The organism is Paracraurococcus lichenis (genome assembly GCF_030657435.1).
In the GTDB taxonomy this organism is placed as follows: domain Bacteria; phylum Pseudomonadota; class Alphaproteobacteria; order Acetobacterales; family Acetobacteraceae; genus Paracraurococcus; species Paracraurococcus lichenis.
Genome location: NZ_JAUTWS010000001.1, coordinates 370,694 through 388,537, shown reverse-complemented (window position 1 = coordinate 388,537; position 17,844 = coordinate 370,694). Strand labels below are relative to the sequence as shown.

Annotated in this window: 16 protein-coding genes and 1 tRNA gene; 7 read left to right on the top strand and 10 right to left on the bottom strand. The window is 72.0% G+C overall.

Translation table 11 applies throughout. From position 1 onward, the window contains the following. Positions 1–33: 33 nt before the first annotated feature. Positions 34–828 carry an enoyl-CoA hydratase/isomerase family protein gene (locus tag Q7A36_RS01810; RefSeq protein WP_305101922.1) on the bottom strand — a complete coding sequence of 265 codons (795 nt, stop codon included), beginning with the start codon at positions 826–828 and terminating at the stop codon, positions 34–36. 229 nt (positions 829–1,057) lie between these two features. On the opposite strand from Q7A36_RS01810, the gene Q7A36_RS01805 reads away from it, so the two are divergent. After that, positions 1,058–2,044, top strand: coding sequence for a Gfo/Idh/MocA family protein (locus Q7A36_RS01805; protein WP_305101921.1), 987 nt, complete (start codon positions 1,058–1,060; stop codon positions 2,042–2,044). On the opposite strand, the gene Q7A36_RS01800 is transcribed toward Q7A36_RS01805, so the two are convergent. Beyond that, positions 2,034–3,932, bottom strand: coding sequence for an alpha/beta hydrolase domain-containing protein (locus tag Q7A36_RS01800; RefSeq protein WP_305101920.1), 1,899 nt, complete (start codon positions 3,930–3,932; stop codon positions 2,034–2,036). The two genes, Q7A36_RS01805 and Q7A36_RS01800, sit on opposite strands and share 11 nt — an antisense overlap. A gap of 157 nt (positions 3,933–4,089) precedes the next feature. Here Q7A36_RS01800 and Q7A36_RS01795 point away from each other — a divergent pair, with 157 nt between their 5' ends. Beyond that, positions 4,090–5,265 (top strand): M20 aminoacylase family protein, encoded by a 1,176-nt coding sequence (locus Q7A36_RS01795; RefSeq protein WP_305101919.1) that lies wholly within the window; start codon positions 4,090–4,092, stop codon positions 5,263–5,265. Positions 5,266–5,476: 211 nt separating this feature from the next. Here the strand turns inward: Q7A36_RS01795 and Q7A36_RS01790 are convergent, their stop codons facing one another. Together Q7A36_RS01790 and Q7A36_RS01785 are read right to left on the bottom strand one after the other, a co-directional pair. Beyond that, positions 5,477–6,592, bottom strand: coding sequence for an MFS transporter (locus Q7A36_RS01790; RefSeq protein ID WP_305101918.1), 1,116 nt, complete (start codon positions 6,590–6,592; stop codon positions 5,477–5,479). A 21-nt stretch (positions 6,593–6,613) separates the two neighbouring features. Beyond that, positions 6,614–7,426, bottom strand: a complete 813-nt coding sequence (locus tag Q7A36_RS01785) for an aspartate dehydrogenase (RefSeq protein WP_305101917.1) — start codon at positions 7,424–7,426, stop codon at positions 6,614–6,616. Between the two features lie 150 nt (positions 7,427–7,576). Between Q7A36_RS01785 and Q7A36_RS01780 the strand changes: the two genes are divergently transcribed. Further along, the gene (locus tag Q7A36_RS01780) at positions 7,577–7,930 is read left to right on the top strand and encodes a hypothetical protein (protein WP_305101916.1); all 354 of its coding nucleotides are present in this window, start codon (positions 7,577–7,579) and stop codon (positions 7,928–7,930) included. A gap of 57 nt (positions 7,931–7,987) precedes the next feature. Here the strand turns inward: Q7A36_RS01780 and Q7A36_RS01775 are convergent, their stop codons facing one another. The 3 genes from Q7A36_RS01775 to Q7A36_RS01765 form a co-directional block, all read right to left on the bottom strand. Further along, positions 7,988–8,773: an SDR family oxidoreductase gene (locus Q7A36_RS01775; RefSeq protein ID WP_305101915.1), complete on the bottom strand. Its 786-nt coding sequence runs from the start codon at positions 8,771–8,773 to the stop codon at positions 7,988–7,990. A gap of 64 nt (positions 8,774–8,837) precedes the next feature. Beyond that, positions 8,838–8,913, bottom strand: a tRNA-His gene (locus Q7A36_RS01770). Positions 8,914–8,956: 43 nt separating this feature from the next. Further along, positions 8,957–10,153, bottom strand: coding sequence for an aminotransferase (locus tag Q7A36_RS01765; RefSeq protein ID WP_305101914.1), 1,197 nt, complete (start codon positions 10,151–10,153; stop codon positions 8,957–8,959). Positions 10,154–10,500: 347 nt separating this feature from the next. On the opposite strand from Q7A36_RS01765, the gene Q7A36_RS01760 reads away from it, so the two are divergent. From Q7A36_RS01760 to Q7A36_RS01745, 4 genes are all read left to right on the top strand, one after another. Then, positions 10,501–10,839, top strand: a complete 339-nt coding sequence (locus Q7A36_RS01760) for a P-II family nitrogen regulator (protein WP_305101913.1) — start codon at positions 10,501–10,503, stop codon at positions 10,837–10,839. 203 nt (positions 10,840–11,042) lie between these two features. Then, positions 11,043–12,464: a type I glutamate--ammonia ligase gene (gene glnA / locus Q7A36_RS01755; RefSeq protein WP_305101912.1), complete on the top strand. Its 1,422-nt coding sequence runs from the start codon at positions 11,043–11,045 to the stop codon at positions 12,462–12,464. A gap of 762 nt (positions 12,465–13,226) precedes the next feature. Next, a complete protein-coding gene (locus tag Q7A36_RS01750) occupies positions 13,227–13,526 on the top strand; it encodes a hypothetical protein (RefSeq protein ID WP_305101911.1) in 300 nt (99 codons plus the stop codon). 1 nt (position 13,527) lies between these two features. Next, a complete protein-coding gene (locus tag Q7A36_RS01745) occupies positions 13,528–13,728 on the top strand; it encodes a hypothetical protein (protein ID WP_305101910.1) in 201 nt (66 codons plus the stop codon). Between the two features lie 7 nt (positions 13,729–13,735). Here the strand turns inward: Q7A36_RS01745 and dinB are convergent, their stop codons facing one another. From dinB to Q7A36_RS01730, 3 genes are all read right to left on the bottom strand, one after another. Then, complete coding sequence (dinB, locus tag Q7A36_RS01740) at positions 13,736–14,989, bottom strand: DNA polymerase IV (RefSeq protein WP_305101953.1); 1,254 nt, start codon at positions 14,987–14,989, stop codon at positions 13,736–13,738. Between the two features lie 505 nt (positions 14,990–15,494). Continuing rightward, on the bottom strand, positions 15,495–16,514 hold the full coding sequence (locus tag Q7A36_RS01735; RefSeq protein ID WP_305101909.1) for a phosphotransferase: 1,020 nt from the start codon (positions 16,512–16,514) through the stop codon (positions 15,495–15,497). 9 nt (positions 16,515–16,523) lie between these two features. After that, positions 16,524–17,729, bottom strand: coding sequence for an acyl-CoA dehydrogenase family protein (locus tag Q7A36_RS01730; protein WP_305101908.1), 1,206 nt, complete (start codon positions 17,727–17,729; stop codon positions 16,524–16,526). Positions 17,730–17,844: the final 115 nt, after the last annotated feature.

Here is a 17,844-nt window from a genome sequence, read left to right as displayed (position 1 = left end):
GCCCCCGTAAGATGGGACGGGGCTCCGGCGCCGTTACGCGGCCCAGCCCGGCTTCCGCTTCGCCTTGAAGGCGGCGATCCCCTCCGCCGCCTCGGCGCTGGAGGCGGTGCGGGCGAAGGCGGCCGCGCCGGCCTCGGCATAGCCCTCGGGCGAGACGGGCCCGAGCGCGGCCAGCAGCCCCTTGGTCTCGGCCAGCGCGCCCGGCGCGCCTTCCAGCACCGCGGCGATGGTCCGCTGCACCTGCGCCTCCAGCGCCGCGGCATCCGGCAGCACCTGGTGCACCAGGCCGATGCGCCCGGCCTCGGCGGCGTCGATCACCGCCGCCTCCAGCACCAGCCGCGTCGCCGCGGTGCGGCCGGTGCGGCGGGCGAGCCAGGGCAGGATCTGGGCGGGGACCAGGCCGCGCCGCACCTCGGGCGCCGCGAAGCGCGCGGTCGCAGCGGCGAAGGCGATGTCGGCCGAGCAGCAGAAGCCGAGGCCCCCGGCATGGCAGGACCCCTCGACCGCCGCGATCACCACCTGCGGCAGGCCGGAGATGTCGGCGAAGCGCTGGCCGGTGCGGCGGTTGCGCGCCTGCTGCCGCTCGAGCTTGCGTTCCGGCGTCTCCTCGCGCGCCACCTCGGTCAGGTCCAGCCCGGCGCAGAAATGGCCGCCGGCGCCGGCGATCACCAGCACCCGCGCCTCGCGGTCCCGGGCGAGGTCGGCGAGCAGCGCGTCCCAGGCGGCGCCCATGGCCTCGGAGAGGGCGTTGCGGCGCTCCGGCCGGTTCATGGTGGCGCGGACCACGGGGCCCTCGCGCGTCACCAGCAGCGGGGTGTCATCGGCCATGCGGCGTTCCTCCTGGGGGCTTGCGGGCGGCGGGGCCCGCCCGGCCCGATCGCGGCGGAGGATGCTGCCGCCTCCGGTGCCGGGCAAGCCGGGCACGGCTGGCACGCGCCCCACCCCGATCCAATCGCTCGCCTGCCCGGGCGCCTTCCAACATCGCACCGCCCCTCCCCTCCGACAAACGCCCGGGGCGTGCCATACCCGCCGCGGCACGACCCGGGAGACCCACAGCATGGCCGCCATCGCCCTCGGCATCATCGGCTTCGGCATCATGGGGGAGAGGCTGCTGCGCGCCGCCCTCGACCATGCCGCCGCGCATGTGCGGCCCGTGGGCGTCTGGGACCCCTCCCCGGAGGCCGCGGCGCGGCTGGCCGCCGTCGCGCCCGCCGTGCCGGCGCTCGGCAGCGCCGCCGCTGTCATCGAGGCCTGCGACTGCCTCTACATCGCCGCGCCGCCCGCGGCGCATATCCCGCTGGCCGAGGCCGCGCTCGGCGCCGGCCGCGCCGTGTTCCTCGAGAAGCCGCTGGCCGTCGACCTCGCCGCGGCGCGCGGCTTCGTCGCCAAGGCGGAGGCGCTCCGGGCACGGGCGGCGGTGAACTTCCCCATGGCCTCCTCCCCCGCCGTGGCGCAGCTTGCCGCCTGGCGGGCGGAGGGCGCGACCGGCCCGGCCGAATCGCTTGCCATCGAGGTCGCCTTCGCCACCTGGCCGCGCGGCTGGCAGCGCGACGCGGCCGCCTGGCTGTCCCGCCGGGCGGAGGGCGGCTTCACCCGCGAGGTCATATCGCACTTCCTGTTCCTCACGCGCCGGCAGCTCGGCCCGCTGGTCCTGCAGGAGGCACGCGCGACCTTCCCCGCCGGCGAGGGCTCGGAGACCGCGATCGAGGCGCGGCTGACCGCGGGCGGCGTGCCGGTGACGCTCTCGGGGGGCGTCGGCAGGACGGAGCAGGACGACCACAATACCTGGACGCTGCGCGGGCCGGCCGGCGCCATCCGCCTGCGCGACTGGTCCGTCGCCGAGCGGCCGGGCGCGGACGGCCACTGGCAGCAGGCGCCGGACGCGCTGCCGAACGAGCGGCAGCGGCCGCTGGTGCTCAAGCGCCAGCTTGCCAGCGTCGCCGCCATGACCCGCGGCAAGGACCACCCGCTGGCGACGCTGCGCGAGGCGCTGGAGGTGCAGGAGGTGGTGGAGGCGATCCTCGCCGCCGGGCTCAGCGGCTGAGCGGCGCCGGCCCCGCCTGCTGCGCGGCGGTGACATAGGCCTCGGCATCCGCCGGCAGCAGCAGGCGGTCGGCGACCAGCGCCGCCGCCGCGGCGCGCACCGCCGCGACATAGCCCTCGGCGTCGGGGTAGCGCTCGGCGAGGCTCGGGCGCGGGTCGCCGCTCGCCGCGCGCGCCGCCGCGTCCAGCGCGAAGGGGAACAGGCTGCCCTCCCGGTCGCAGGGCTCCGCCTGCAGCCCCTCCGCGGCGTAGAGGTTCCAGCCGGTATAGGTGCCGCGCGGCACGGCGATGTCGGGCAGGCGCACCCCGGCGCGCTCGTTGCCGTCGGCATCGACCGCCGGCACCAGCGGGCGCCAGGCCTCCTCCGGCCCGCGCGTCTCGGCGACCCAGTCCGTCACCGGCGCGATGGGCGTCGCGCGGCGCGGGCGGCGGGTGGCGGGCAGGTCGGGGAAGGCCGCCAGCACCGCCTCCGCCGGCAGCAGCGTGCCGTCGGCGATCCTCGGCACGCGGGAGGGCGGCGGCGCCCGCCCGGTCTCCACCCAGTCCTCCAGCGCCGCCAGCAGCGCCCGCAGCAGCGGGCTGGCGGAATGCGGGTTGTTGAGGTGGAAGGCATTCCCGCGCGCGGTGGTGGCGCCGAAGCGGCCGCCATGCTTGGTGCCAGCGACGAGGTAGTGCCGGACATCGGGCGGCTCCGGCAGGTCCCGGGTGCCGGCCGGGTCGGCGTGGATCAGGCTGGCGCCCTTCTGCCAGTATTCGGTCGAGCTGTTCACCTGCATCAGCAGCGGGTCGCTGCCGTCGCCCTTGAGCAGCGCGGCGCGCCGGCCGGTCATCGGGTCCACCACCTCCGCCGCGGCCATGGGGAACCAGACCTCGGGGAAGCCGAGATCCTCGTGCCAGGTCGCGGTGCGGTCGGGCTGGGCGAAGCGCTCGTTGCCGAAGACCCGGCCGGCGCCGGCGACATGCGTCAGCACGCCGTCGAAGACGCGCTGCCCCGCGAGGTCGGCATTCATCCCGAGATCGACGAGGTGCCGCAGCCAGCGCCCGGCCTGCGAGATGCCGAGGGCGATGGTGGTCCTGAGCGCGATGCCGCCGAGCGCCGCCGGCGCGCCGTGGCGGAGGTGGGAGACGACGTCGCGCGTCGCCGCCCAGCCCATGCCGAGCGGCCGGGCGCCGGTCGCGGGATAGCGGAAGTCGTAGATGCTGCCGGGCTCGAAGCGGGTGCCCTCCGGCTCCAGCCGTATCGCGCGCTCGCCGGCATAGGCGAAGGCGACCGGCCGCGGCGGATCCCCGCGGTGCCGCCGCACCGTCAGGCTGGCCCTAGCCGGATCGCGGTCCGCCACGGGGTAGGAGAGCGGCGCGGTCGGCCGGTCCGCGGGCGTGATGCGGGTGCCGAAGACGAACTCGTCGCGCACGAGGCCGGTGACGCCGGGCAGCACGGGGAGGTCGATCCGGAGCCCGTCATTGGCGCGCGGCGCCTCGGGGTCCCAGCCGCTCCAGGCGAGCGTGGTGCCGGCACGCAGGGGCAGCGCCAGCCCGACCGAGGCCGGGCTGCGCAGCGCGTTCAGCTCCGCCTGGCCGCCGGGCGCGTCGAAGACGCTGCCGAAGAGCATCTTCCGGCCGCGGTTGGTGACGTCGTAGAGGAGGCGGCCATTGGCCCGGGTGGGGTCGGCGGGGCGCAGCAGCACGACCTCGGTCGCATACTCCACCAGCCTCTCGGCATTGCGCGGCGCGAGGCCGAGGTCGGCGATGACGGCGTTGCGCGGGTCGGCCGGGTCCAGCGCCCCGCGCGCGATGGCGGCGATGCGACGATAGGGGCCGGCGCCGAAATCCTGGCCGCCGGCGAAGGGCTCCTCGGCCGTGACCTCGAGGGTGATGGCGGTCTGGTGCATGGCGGATCCTCCCGCCGGCAGGCTAGGACCCGGCTGCGGCCGGGCACAGGGGGGGATCGACGCCCCCTCCGCCCCCATGTCCGCCCTGCCCCGGCGCGGCCCTTGCACCGCATGCCGCAACGCCCAATACCCCAACGACCTCAGCCGGACGAACCCCATGCCCATCCTGAATCGGATCGCCGAATTCCACCCGGAACTGACCGCCTGGCGGCAGGACTTCCACGCCCATCCCGAGACCGCCTTCGAGGAGGTCCGCACCAGCGGCATCGTCGCGCAGAAGTTGCGGGAGTTCGGCTGCGACGAGGTCGTCACCGGCATCGCGAAGACCGGCGTCGTCGGCGTCATCCGCGGCCAGGGCAATAGCGGCCGCGCCATCGGCCTGCGCGCCGACATGGACGCCCTGCCGATCGAAGAGGCGACCGGCCTGCCGCATGCCTCCACCATCCCGGGGAAGATGCATGCCTGCGGCCATGACGGCCACACCACCATGCTGCTCGGCGCCGCGAAGTACCTGGCGGAGACCCGCAATTTCGACGGCACGGTCTATGTGATCTTCCAGCCCGCCGAGGAGATCGGCGGCGGCGGCAATGTCATGGTGCGGGAAGGCCTCTTCGACCGCTTCCCGATGGAGCGCGTCTTCGGCCTGCACAACTGGCCCGGCGCGCCGGAGGGCACCTTCCTCTGGCGCGAGGGCCCGGTCATGGCCGCGACCGCCAATATCCGCGCCACCATCACCGGGAAGGGCGCGCATGGCGCCATGCCGCACCAGGGGAACGACCCGATCGTCATCGCCTCCCAGATCGTCACCGCGCTGCAGAGCATCGTCGCCCGCAACGTCGAGCCGGTGGAGGCGGGCGTCATCACCATCGGCCACATCCAGGGCGGCGACACCTGGAACGTCATCCCGCAGAGCGTCACGCTGCGCGGCACCGCGCGCTGGTTCAAGCCGGAGGTCGGCGACCTGCTGGAGGCGAAGTTCACCTCGCTGGTCACCGGCATCGCCGCCGCCTTCGGCGCGACGGCCGAGGCGGTGTTCGACCGCGGCTATCCCGCGACGGTGAACGAGGCGGAGAGCACGCAACTCGCCGCCCGCGCCGCGCGGGCGGTCGCCGGCGAGTCGCGCGTCGTCGAGATGGTCGTGCCGACCATGGGCGGCGAGGATTTCAGCTTCATGCTGAACGCCAAGGCCGGCAACTACATCATGCTCGGCACCGGCCGGACGGCGGAGGATCCGCAGGTCCACCACCCCCGCTACGATTTCAACGACGAGATGCTGCCGGTCGGCGCCAGCTACTGGGCGACGCTGGTGGAGCAGTTGCTGCCGCGGCGCTAGGGCGCGTCGCCGCGGGGCGGAAGCGCCCGGCGGCGGGCCTCTGGCCTGCACGCCGAGGTCCTGGAGCAGGCGGCGCCCGGGTGGACCCAGGCGGGTGCCGCGATCCGCTCGGGAATGCAGGCCGGGGCCGCGGGCCATGGCGGGCCTCGGCCGGATCGCCGCGGGAGGCTCTCAGGAAACTCACGCCGGAAGCGGCGAGCCCCGGGAAAGCTCACGGCGCGCCGGCGATCCGCAGCACCAGGACGGCCAGCAGCACGGCCAGCCCCAGCAGCAGCCATGGCACCAGCGCGAGCGGCGCGAGGCCGAGCAGCGCCGGCAGCAGCCCCGCGCCGAGCGTCGCCGCCGCCACCTGGAACCCCACCGCGTGCATGGCCGCTGCGGCGCCCAGCCGGGCCGGCGTGCGCGCCATCAGCGTGGGGTAGAGCGGCGCCAGCGCTACGGCGAGCAGCGCCGCCGAGGCCAGGTCGAGGCCCGCCGGCGCCAGCGCGAAGCCGGCCGAGGCCGGCACCGCGGCGAGCACCGCGAGGCGCAGCATCGGGTCCGGCCCCAGCCGGTCCACCACGAAGCCGAGGCCGACCCGCCCGGCGGCCAGCGCGGCCCAGAACAGCGTCGTCGCCGCGCCCGCCAGCGCCGGATCGGCGCCGCGCGCCTCCACCAGCACCGTCGCCAGCCACTGGCCGGTGCCGGCCTCCACCCCGCAATAGGTGAAGAAGGCCAGGATCTGCAGCCGCGCCAGGCGGTTCCGCAGCACCGATGCGGCGGAGAGCCGCGGCCCCTCCGGCGGCTGCTTCCCGCCCCAGCGCGCCCGCGTCAGCAGGAAGCCCGCGGCGAGCGCCGCGAGCATGGCGCCGGCCACGCCATAGCCCGCCCGCCAGGAAGCGCCGGCCGCCAGCAGGCCGGTGGCGATGGCCGGGCTCAGCGTCGCGCCGATGCCCCAGCAGGCATGCATCCAGTTGAGGTGCCTCGGTGCGAAGCGGGCCGCGGCGAAGAGGTTCATGGCCGCATCCACCGCCCCGGCGCCGAGGCCCGAGAGCAGGGCGAGCGCGACGAGCAACGGCCAGGGCGGCGCCGTCGCCGCGCCGAGGGCGGCCAGCGCCGTCAGCGCCACGCTGCCCGCCAGCACGCCGCCGGTGCCGAAGGCGGCGATGGCGCGCCCGGCCAGGATGCTGGCGGCCATGGTCCCGGCCGAGACCGCCAGCAGCAGCGCGCCCAGTGCCCCGACCGGCAGCCCATAGGCGGCATGCATCGCCGGCCAGAGCGTGCCGGGCAGCGGGTCCGGCAGGCCGAGGCCGATGAAGGCGATATAGGCGAAGGCGAGCAGCGGCATCCCGGCGGCGCCACCCGCCGCTCAGGTGCCGACCTTCAGCGTGCTCGTCAGCCCGCGCAGGCAGGCGAGGATCGAGAGCGGCGTGATCTTGCCCGTGCGCGGGTTCTCCTCGCTCGGCACGTTCTCGATCGTCATGGTCAGCCGCGCCGCCGCGGCCTCGACCCGGATGGTGTGGGTGTTGCGCGTGACGGTCGGGTCGCCCCAGATCTCCACCATCGTCCGCTCCGGCCCGATGCCGGCCAGGGCCAGCGCGGCGGCGACGTTCACGTTCGCGGGGAAGCCGCGCGCGGCGTCGAAGGCATTGCCCTTGAAGACGACGGTCGGCTGGGTGATGGCGAGGACGTCGATGGCATTCGCGACCAGGTAGGGCGCGCCCTCGAGGCCGCGCGGCGGCTTGCGGGTCTGGATGGTCACGCTCTCCACCTCGCCCTCCGCCGCGGCGCGCACGGCATCCAGCCCGAGCAGCGCGCCGGTCGGCACCACGATGCGCGCGCCCGTCTCCTTGGCGCGGGCGACGAGGTGCATGCGCGGCAGCAGCGCGCCGACGCTGGAGGGGACGAAGATTCGGCCGCGGGCGATGGCGGATTCGGCGATCTGCTCGAAGACCGCGGCCGGCGCCGCCTCCACCACCACATCCGCGTGCTCCGCGAGCTCCGCCAGCCCAACCAGCGCCGGCGGCGTCCGGAAGCCGGCGATGGCCTGCCGCGCCTTGGCCTGGTCGCGCGCCGCGACCGCGACCAGGCGCAGCCCCTCCACCCCCGCATCGAGCGACCGCGCGAGATGCCCGCCGATCGCGCCGAGGCCGCCGATCCCGACCGTCAGTTCCCTCGCCATGCCCCGTCCTTCCACCATGTCGGAAAAGCCGCGGTTAGCAGAAGCCGTGCCCGGGGACGAGGTCCCGGCGGAACCCGTGCCATTCCCCTGCGCTATGCGGAACGACCGGCCTAGACGCGGGTCCGTAACAGATCGAGGAGCACGCCTTCCATGCACGCCAAGCCCCTGCTGCGGGGCCTCGCCGCCGCCACGCTGCTGACCGCCCTCGCCGCCTGCGGCGGCCCGCCGGACGGCACCCGCGGCAACCCGCCGAGCACCGCCCTGCAGCGCGCCTATGACCGCGCGACCGACAGCCCGCGCACCAGCGCCGATGGCCGCGGCAACAACCCCTCCGGCACGGCGGCCGAGCGGGCCTTCGACCGGACGGCGGGCACCAACACCTCGGGCGCCTATCCGTCGCAGTCCGACGGCACGCGTGCCAACCCGCCGGGCACGGCGGCGGAGCGGGCCTATGACCGGACGACCGGGTCGGATACCTCGGGCGCCTATCCGCGGAACAGGTGAGAGGAAGAGTCCGGGGGAAGGCACTTCCCCCGGGCCCCCTTCGTTTTCTCTAAGTCTTTACACCACCGGGCTGCGGCCGCCGTCCACGTTCAGCGCGACGCCGGCGATGTAGCTGCCCGGCTCGCTGCACAGGAACAGGGCGGTCGCGGCGAATTCCTCGGCCTTGCCGTAGCGGCCGAGCGGGAGCGAGGCGCCGAGCTTGGCCAGCCATTCCTCGTAGCTCTCGTTGGTGCCGCTGGCCGCGTGCCGGCGGCGGTGCTGGTCGCTGTCGATCAGGCCAACCAGCAGCGCATTCACCAGGATGTTGTGCTTCGCGCCCTCGTTCGCCTGCACCTTGGTCAGCGCCATGCCGGCGGCGCGGCTGACGGCGGTCGGCGCGCCCTCGGCCGGCGGGGCCTTCGCGCCGGTGTTCAGCACATTGATGATCCGCCCCCAGCGCCGCGCCGCCATGCCCGGCCAGACCAGCCGGCCCAGCCGGATGGCGGCGAAGAGCTTGAGGTCGAGGTCGTTCTGCCAGAGCGCGTCGGTGACCTCGAGGAAGGGGCCGCGCTGGCTGGTCCCGGCATTGTTCACCAGGATGTCCACTTGGCCGAGCGCCTTCTCCGCCCCGGCAAAGGCCGACTCGCAACCGGCCGCGGTGCTGATGTCGGCGGCGATCGCCGCGACCTTCGCGCCCGGCGCGGCGGCGCGGATCGCGGCCTCGGCATCCGCCAATTGCCCGGCATTGCGGGCCACGATCGCCACCGCGCCGCCGGCACCGGCGAAGGCCTTGGCGATGGCGAGGCCGAGCCCCTTGGAGCCGCCGGTGATCAGCGCCGCGCGGCCATCCAGTCTCAGGTCCATGAGGACGTTCCCCCTTGCATGCCGGGCCATCCTGCCGGGGGCGCGCTGCGGGGGAAAGGGAGGGTGGGGCGACCAACGGGACTCGAACCCGTGACATCCAGGACCACAACCTGGCGCTCTACCAACTGAGCTATGGCCGCCACACGGCCCGGGCGGCAACCGCCCGGGCGGCGGGTCATAGGGCTAGCCGGCGGCTGCCGTCAACTGCCTGCCCCCGCGGGACGCCACCCAGGCGCGGAGCCGGTCCAGCGCCTCGTCCAGCACCGCCTCCCCCTTGCAGAAGGCGAAGCGGGCATAGTGGCTCGGCGCCTCCTCCGAGGCGTAGAAGGCGGTGACGGGGATCGCCGTCACCTTCGCCTCCTCGGTGATGGTCCGGCAGAAGGCCACGTCGTCGCCGTTGAAGCCGAGCGGGCGGAAATCGGTGGTGATGAAGTAGCTGCCGCGCGTCTCGAGCACGCCGAAGCCGATCTCGGCAAGGCCCGCCGCGAGCCGGTCGCGCCGCGCCTGCAGGCGGGTGGAGAGCCCCTCGAAATAGGCGTCGTCCTTCATCAGCCCGACGGCCACGCCCCGCTGCAGGTTGGGCGGCGTGGTGAAGGTCAGGTTCTGGTGCGCCTTGGCGACATTCGGCGCGAGCGAGCGGTCGCAGGTGATGTAGCCCACCTTCCAGCCTGTCAGGCTGAAGGTCTTGCCGGCGCTGCCGATGCGCAGGCTGCGCTCCCGCATCCCCGGCAGGGTCATCAGCGGGATGTGCTTCCAGCCGTCGAAGGTCAGGTGCTCGTAGACCTCGTCGCAGATCGCGTAGCAGTCGTGCTTCTCGATCAGGCTGGCGATGAAGGCGAGTTCGGCATTGGTGAAGACCTTGCCGGTCGGGTTCATCGGAGTGTTGAAGAGGATCGCCTTGGTCTTCGGCCCGAAGGCTGCGGCCAGCTCGGCCCGCGGCAGCGCCCAGTCCGGCGGGTTCAGCCGCACCAGCTTCGGCACCGCGCCCAGCATCTTCACCACTGGCAGGTAGGTGTCGTAGAGCGGCTCGATCAGGACGCATTCGTCGCCCGGGTTCAGCACCGCCATCAGGCAGGCGGTGATCGCCTCGGTCGCGCCGGAGGTGACGACGACCTCGGCATTCGGGTCCACCTCCAGGCCGTAGAAGCGCCGGTTGTGGGCGGCGACGGCCTGGCGCAGTTCCGGCACGCCGGTCAGCGGCGGGTACTGGTTGCGGCCGTCCTTCAGCGCCGCGGCCGCGGCCTCGATGACGTCCTCCGGCCCGTCGTAGTCGGGAAAGCCCTGGCCGAGATTGATCGCGCCATGCTGCACGGCCAGCGCCGACATGACGGTGAAGATGGTGGTGCCGGTGGCCGACAGCAGGCTGTTCTGGGGCTGCATTCCCGCCCTTGCCCTTTTCGCGTGTGGAGGAATCGGGCGTTCGGGCGCCGGCCGCTGCCGGCGCCGCGGCCGCCCGGAAATCCCGGCCATAATGGGTTCCCGCCCCCTTCGCCGCAAGGCGCAGGCGGAACGGGATTTGCTCCAAACTTGGGCAGACTGCCGATCGGGCAGGCGCTCGCGGACCAGATTCCGGTGGATTTCCGCCCGTGGCCCGATTGAACCCTTGGCACGGGCCGTGCAAAACAGCCGCGGCCGGCACCGCCGGAACGGGCGGAGAGGTCAGGAGGAAGCGTCATGCCGGGACTGCTTCGGAACGAAGGCCATCCCCGGAACGCAAAGCGGAGCCGATGAAGAAGATCGAGGCCATCATCAAGCCCTTCAAGCTCGACGAGGTGAAGGACGCCCTGCACGAGATCGGTCTGCAGGGCCTCACCGTGGTCGAGGCCAAGGGCTTCGGGCGCCAGAAGGGCCACACGGAACTCTACCGCGGGGCCGAATACGTCGTGGACTTCCTCCCCAAGGTGAAGATCGAGGTCGTCTGCACCGACGATCTCGCCGAACGCGCCGTCGAGGCGATCCAGCAGGCCGCCCGCACCGGCCGCATCGGCGACGGCAAGATCTTCATCTCCGACATCCAGGAGGTGATCCGCATCCGCACCGGCGAACGGGGCGAGGACGCGGTCTGAGGTGAGCGTGGGTGGCCTGCCGGGAGCGGGCCACGCGTAACACGCCGCGGCCGGGACAAGCCCACGGCCTGCGGCGGCAAGCCCGGGTCCCGCGCCGCCGGGGAGGCGGTGCAGGGCACGGGTCGCGGCGTGCGCCGCGTCAGGGGGCGACGTGGGATTCCGCAAGGAATCCCGGGACCAGTCAGGGGTACAGGATACAGCGCATGTCAGATAAGGCAGCGGCCGTCTCCAAGGTCATGGAGATGATCAAGGAGCACAGCGTCGAGTACGTGGACTTCCGCTTCACGGATCCCCGCGGCAAGTGGCAGCACACGGCGCAGCACGTCTCGACGGTCGAGGAGGACACCTTCACCGACGGCATCATGTTCGACGGCTCCTCCATCGCCGGCTGGAAGGCGATCAACGAGTCCGACATGATCCTGATGCCGGACCCCGAGAATGCCTGCATGGATCCGTTCTCGGCCAAGCCGCAGTTGATCCTGTTCTGCGACATCATCGAGCCCTCGACCGGCCAGATGTACTCGCGCGACCCGCGCTCCACCGCGAAGCGCGCCGAGGCCTACCTGAAGAGCACGGGGATCGGCGACACCGCCTTCTTCGGCCCGGAGGCGGAGTTCTTCGTCTTCGACAGCGTGAAGTTTGGCACCGGCGGCAATTTCGGCAGCTATGAGCTGACCTCCGTCGAGGGCCCGGGCGCGAACCTGAAGGACTACCCCGAGGGCAACATGGGCCACCGCCCCGGCGTCAAGGGCGGCTACTTCCCCGTCCCGCCAGTGGATTCCGAGCAGGACCTGCGCGCCGAGATGCTCTCGACCATGATCGAGATGGGCGTCCCGGGCGAGAAGCACCACCACGAGGTGGCGCAGTCGCAGCACGAGCTCGGCACCAAGTTCGGTCCGCTGGTCCAGCAGGCCGACTTCATGCAGATCTACAAGTACTGCATCCACAACGTCGCCCACAGCTACGGCAAGACCGCGACCTTCATGCCGAAGCCGATCTACGGCGACAACGGCAGCGGCATGCACGTTCACCAGTCCATCTGGAAGGACGGCAAGCCGGTCTTCGCCGGCAACGGCTATGCCGACCTGTCGGAGACGGCGCTCTACTACATCGGCGGCATCATCAAGCACGCCAAGGCGCTGAACGCCTTCACCAACCCGCTGACCAACAGCTACAAGCGGCTGATCCCGGGCTTCGAGGCGCCGGTGCTGCTGGCCTATTCCGCCCGCAACCGCTCGGCCTCCTGCCGCATCCCCTACGCGACCAGCCCGAAGGCGAAGCGCGTCGAGGTCCGCTTCCCGGATCCGGGCGCGAACCCCTACCTCGCCTTCGCCGCCATGCTCATGGCCGGCCTCGACGGCATCAAGAACCGCATCCATCCGGGCGACCCGATGGACAAGGATCTCTATGACCTGCCGCCCGAGGAGCTGAAGGGCATCCCGACCGTCTGCGGCTCGCTCCGCGAGGCGCTCGGCGCGCTCGAGGCCGACCACGAGTTCCTGCTGTCCGGCGACGTCTTCACCAAGGACCAGATCGAGTCCTACATCGAGCTGAAGTGGGCCGACGTGTATCGCTTCGAGCACACGCCGCACCCCGTCGAGTTCGAGATGTACTACTCGGTCTGAGGCTTCGCCTCGGGGTCCTGGCGCGTGCCGGCCGTGGCGGTCCGCCGCCCGGCCGGCATCGCTGGGCCACCGGGATTGCCAGGAGCCGCCGATGCGCACCGGGCGCGTCGGCGGCTTTCCTTTTCTGCGCCGGGCCGGGCGCTGCCCAGAGACGTCGCGCCGCACCAGTCAGGGGCGGTCTTGCCCAGGCCGGCGCCCCTGGTCATGAAGCCGCGGATGGCTGCCAAGCGCGACCGCAGGCCGAGACGTAAGGCCACTCCGAAAGCCCCTGTCGTCGACGAGAGAAGGATCCTGCGGCTTCTCTGCACGAGCCTTGCCGCAACCGACCTCTTCCTCCTCTATCACTTCCTCTGCCGGGGAGCCTTCGGCGCCGCCATGCTGACGGCGGCCATCGGCCTCCCCCTCCTGGTCGCGACCCTGGGCCTGTGGTCGCGGAAGGTCGATGCCAGGCGCCGCAGCGCGGCACGGCGCGGCGCCAAGCGGCCCCGACCCGCGGCCGGGTCGGAGGGCCGATCCGCGGCACCGGGCGGGGCCGGCCGGCGCAGCCCCCGGATCCGGTCGGAGCCATCGGCGATGCCCGAGCGCCTCCACCCTGCCGGGCGGCAGGCCGAGGATCTCCGCCCCTAGCGCCGGCCCGGGGCAAGGCGGCGATGGCGGCGACGGGAGGGCGCCCTCGGCCCACGCCGCGGGCGCGGCGGGCTGCGCCAGGGCGCCCGGGCCCCCCTGCCAGAGGCATTGCCGGCAGGCCTGCCGGCGCCTGTCATGGCAGCGCGCAACCTTCGCCGCGCGGGGTCGTTCCGTCTCGTGATGTATCTGCTCGCCCTTCTTCTCCCGCCCCTCGCCCTGCTGCTGGCCGGCCGGCCCTTCCAGGCCGTGTTCAATGCCCTGCTCTGGCTTTCCGGCCTCGTGCTGATCGTGCTGCCCTTCGTCCCGGGGCTGATGACCTGGGGCCTCGCGGTGCTCTGGGCCGTGCTGGCCGTGCGCAACCGGAAGCAGGAGGCGCGCGACCGCCGGCTGGTCGAGGACGCGCTGGCCCGCGACCGCGCCGGGCGCCTGGGCTGAGATGGCGCGCTGGCTCTCCGCGCTCGGCAGCCTGCTGGTGCTGCTGGGCCTCGCCGCCGCCTGGGTCGGCTGGGACGCGCTGCTCTGGATCCCGGAGGAGGCGGTCGCCGCGGTGCGCCGTAATCCGGAGACCTATGGCGTGGTCGCGGCCGGCCTGGTGCTGATGCTGCTGGCGCGCATGATCGGGCGGCGCGGCGGCTGAGCGCGCATCAGAACTCGAAGGCCGCCTGCGCGGACTGGCGTTCCTCGCCCTCGGCCTGTGCCACCGTCACGCCGAGCAGGCGCACGGGCCTGGCCAGCGGGAAGACGCCGCGCACCAGCTCGGCCGCGATGCCCGCCAGCTCCGCATGCCCTGCGATGGGGAGGGGCCGCGTGCGGCTGCGGGTGATGGTGCGGAAATCGCTGTAGCGCAGCTTCACCGTCACCGTCCGCCCGGACCAGCGGTGCCGCTCGCACCAGTCCCAGACCTCGGCGGCCAGCGCCGCGATGCCGGCCTCCACCTCCGCCGGCGTCGCCAGGTCCTTCGCATAGGTCGTCTCGCTGCCCGAGGACTTGCGCGGCCGGTCGGGCCGCACGGGGCGGTCGTCCTCGCCGCGGCTGATGGCGTGGAAATGCGCGCCGGCCTTGCCGAAATGCTGCTGCAGGAAGGCGAGGCTGCAGGCGCGGAGATCGGCGCCGGTGCGGATGCCGAGGCGCTGCATCTTCGCCGCCGTTGCCGGCCCAACGCCGTGGAAGCGCCCGACCTCGAGCCCCGCGACGAAATCGGGGCCCATGTCCGGCGTGATGACGAACTGCCCGTTCGGCTTGCGGTGGTCGGAGGCGAGCTTGGCGAGGAACTTGTTGTAGGAGATGCCGGCCGAGGCGGTCAGCCCGGTCTGCGCCAGGATGGCGGCGCGGATCTCGGCGGCGATCCGGCTGGCATAGTCGATGCCCTTGCGGTTCTCGGTGACGTCGAGATAGGCCTCGTCCAGAGAGAGCGGCTCGACCAGCGGGGTGTAGTCCTCGTAGATCGCACGGATCTCGCGGGAGATGGCGCGGTAGACCTCGAAGCGCGGCTTCACGAAGACCAGCTCCGGGCAGAGCCGCGCCGCCTGCAGCGAGGGCATGGCGGAGCGGACGCCGTACTTCCGCGCCTCGTAGCTCGCCGCCGCCACCACGCCCCGCTCGCGCGAGCCGCCGACCGCGACCGGGCGGCCGCGGAGGGCCGGGTCGTCGCGTTGCTCGACGCTGGCATAGAAGGCGTCGAGGTCGATATGGCAGATCTTGCGGATCGGGGTGGTCACAGGTGGCGGCTCCGGCCGCCACAGGATGACTGTGCCGAGCACGGCGGCAAGCTTGATTACCTGAGGCACGGATTGGTCCTGGATCTGCGTCAACGGCTGCAGAAGGCTGACGGCATGCCCGACCGGGGCGGCCACGCCCAGGGCGGGCAATGAAAATTTTAGAAGTAAAAAAAGCCGGATGATCTGAATGAAACAGAAGCGTTATTGTGAAAGAAGTTATTGCATGAAAAACAAAATCTGCAAAAGGTCAGCTAAACTCGCTGTCACATGTAGATAACATCATGGCAAAACAAGCCTAAATTCATACGCGTCATACGCATCGCTCAGCTCATTTTGAAGTCGGTGCAAAAGCTCGACTCCTTTTTGTCGGAACGCTTCTTCGGTGGCCGCATCAGCAAATCCGGAGGATGGTGGGTCATCCATGTTAAGTGAAGCTGTGTATTGCTCCGCCTATTTGTATAGATCGTCTCTGAGTTCATCTGTTATTGGCAAATCGGCCGGATCAACATTATCATAGGAGTCTGGAGTTGACTCCCATAACGGGAAGCAATAGTAATCCGCCATAAGCTTGATATATCGCTTCTGCATTTCGCTCTGATTTGTCATCTCTCATTAGATCCTATGACGAAGCCATTCGCGCGGACAGTGATAGCAAGTCGCCTGGTGATGTAACATACCGCCTCCGTCAGGCGCCCGCGCGTTGTGCCGTCTGCCAGCCGAGCTCGGCGATGGGCGCCGCCTTGCGGCCGTTCTCCTCGGCATCCGCCCCGGCCGCCGTGCCGTCCAGCACCCGGCGGGCGATTCCCTGCATGATGGCGGCCAGCCGGAACAGGTTGAAGGCGAGGTAGAAGTCGAGCGCCGGGAAGGCCTCCCGGCCGGTCCGCCGGCAATAGGCGGCGACATAGTCCGACTCGGCCGGCAGGCCGAGCGCGGCGAGGTCGCTGCCCGCCATGCCGCGGAAGAGCTCGGGCGTGATTCGCCAGGCCATGACGTTGTAGGCGAAATCGGCCAGCGGGCTGCCGAGGGTCGAGAGTTCCCAGTCCAGCACGGCGACGACGCGCGGCTCGGTCGGGTGGAAGACGAAGTTGTCCATCCGGCAGTCGCCATGCACCACCGAGACGGCGCTGTCGTCCACCGTGGCGAGGCGCCGGGGCAGCCACTCGATCAGCCGCTCCATAGCCTCGATCCGCTGCGTCTCGGAGGCGCGGTACTGCTTCGTCCAGCGCTCGATCTGCCGCGCCATGTAATTGCCGGGGCGGCCATAGTCGCCGAGGCCGATGGCCGTGGGATCGAGGCTGTGCAGCCGCGCCAGGGTGTCGTTCATGGCATCGAAGAGCGCCGCGCGGTCCTGCCGCGGCACCTCCGGCAGGCGCGGGTCGAAGAAGATGCGCCCCTCGACGAACTCCATGACGAAGAAGGGCGTCGGCACGACGGCGGGGTCGTCGCCATAGCCGAAGACGCGCGGCATCGGCAGGCCGGCCGCGTGCAGCGCGCCGATCACCCGGTACTCCCGGTCCACCGCATGGGCCGAGGGCAGCAGCTTGCCGTCGGGCTTCCGCCGAAGGACGTAGTCGCCCGAGGCGGCGCGGATGCGGTAGGTCGGGTTGGACTGGCCGCCGGAGAGGCGGTCCATGGCGAAGGGCCCGCGGAAGCCCTCGACATGCCGCGCGAGCCAGGCGCCGAGCGGCGCGAGATCGAATTCCATCGCTCCCTCCTACCGGTGCTTGCGCAGCTCGAGCCGGGCGACCTGGGCGCGGTGCACCTCGTCCGGGCCGTCGGCGAAGCGCAGCGCGCGGGCCAGCGCATAGCCATAGGCCAGCGGGAAGTCGTCCGACATGCCGCCGCCGCCATGCGCCTGGATCGCCCAGTCCAGCACCCGGCAGGCCATGTTGGGCGCGACCACCTTGATCATGGCGATCTCGGCCCGTGCCTCCTTGTTGCCGGCGGTGTCCATCATCCAGGCGGCCTTCAGCGTCAGCAGCCGCGCCTGGTCGATCAGGATGCGCGATTCCGCGATGCGCTCGAGCGTGGTGTCGAATTCCGCGACCCGCCGGCCGAAGGCGGTGCGCGACTGGGCGCGGCGGCACATCAGCTCCAGCGCCCGCTCGGCCAGGCCGATCAGCCGCATGCAATGGTGGATACGCCCGGGGCCAAGCCTCCCCTGCGCGATCTCGAACCCCCTGCCCTCGCCCAGCAGCATGTTGGCGGCGGGGACGCGGACATTGTCGAAGATCACCTCGGCATGGCCATGCGGCGCGTCGTCATAGCCCATGATGTTGAGCATGCGGACGACGGTGATGCCCGGCGCGTCGCGCGGCACCAGGATCATGCTCTGCTGGCGGTGGCGGTCCGGGTTCTCCGGGTCACTCTTGCCCATGAAGATGATGATGCGGCAGCGCGGGTCGCCGATGCCGCTGGTCCACCACTTCCGCCCGTTCAGCACGTAGTGGTCGCCGTCGCGGGTGATCCGGCTCTCGATGTTGGTGGCGTCGGAGGAGGCGACGGCCGGCTCGGTCATGGCGAAGGCGCTGCGGATCTCGCCGGCCAGCAGCGGCTCCAGCCACTGCCGCTTCTGCTGTTCCGTGCCGTAGCGGACCAGCACCTCCATGTTGCCGGTATCGGGTGCGGAGCAGTTGAGCGCCTCCGGCGCGATCATGCTGCGGCCGAGGATCTCGCAGAGCGGGGCATATTCCAGGTTGGTCAGGCCGGCGCCGTACTCACTCTCCGGCAGGAAGAGGTTCCAGAGGCCGGCGGCGCGCGCCCTGGCCTTCAGCTCCTCCATGACCGCGGTCGGCTGCCAGCGGTCGCCCTTCGCCACCTCGGCGGCGAAGCGGGCCTCGGCCGGGTAGATCTCGTCCTGCATGAAGGCCTGCAGCCGGGCCTGCAAGTCCCGGACGCGGGGCGAATGGTCGAACTCCATGCTGGCGCTTCCCCCGTTGCGGCCCAAGCGGCCGGAGGACCGCAGGATGCGCCAGCCAGGGCCGGGCCGCCAGACCGGGCGCGGCAGGGCTTCCGACATGCCGCGGCAACGCCGA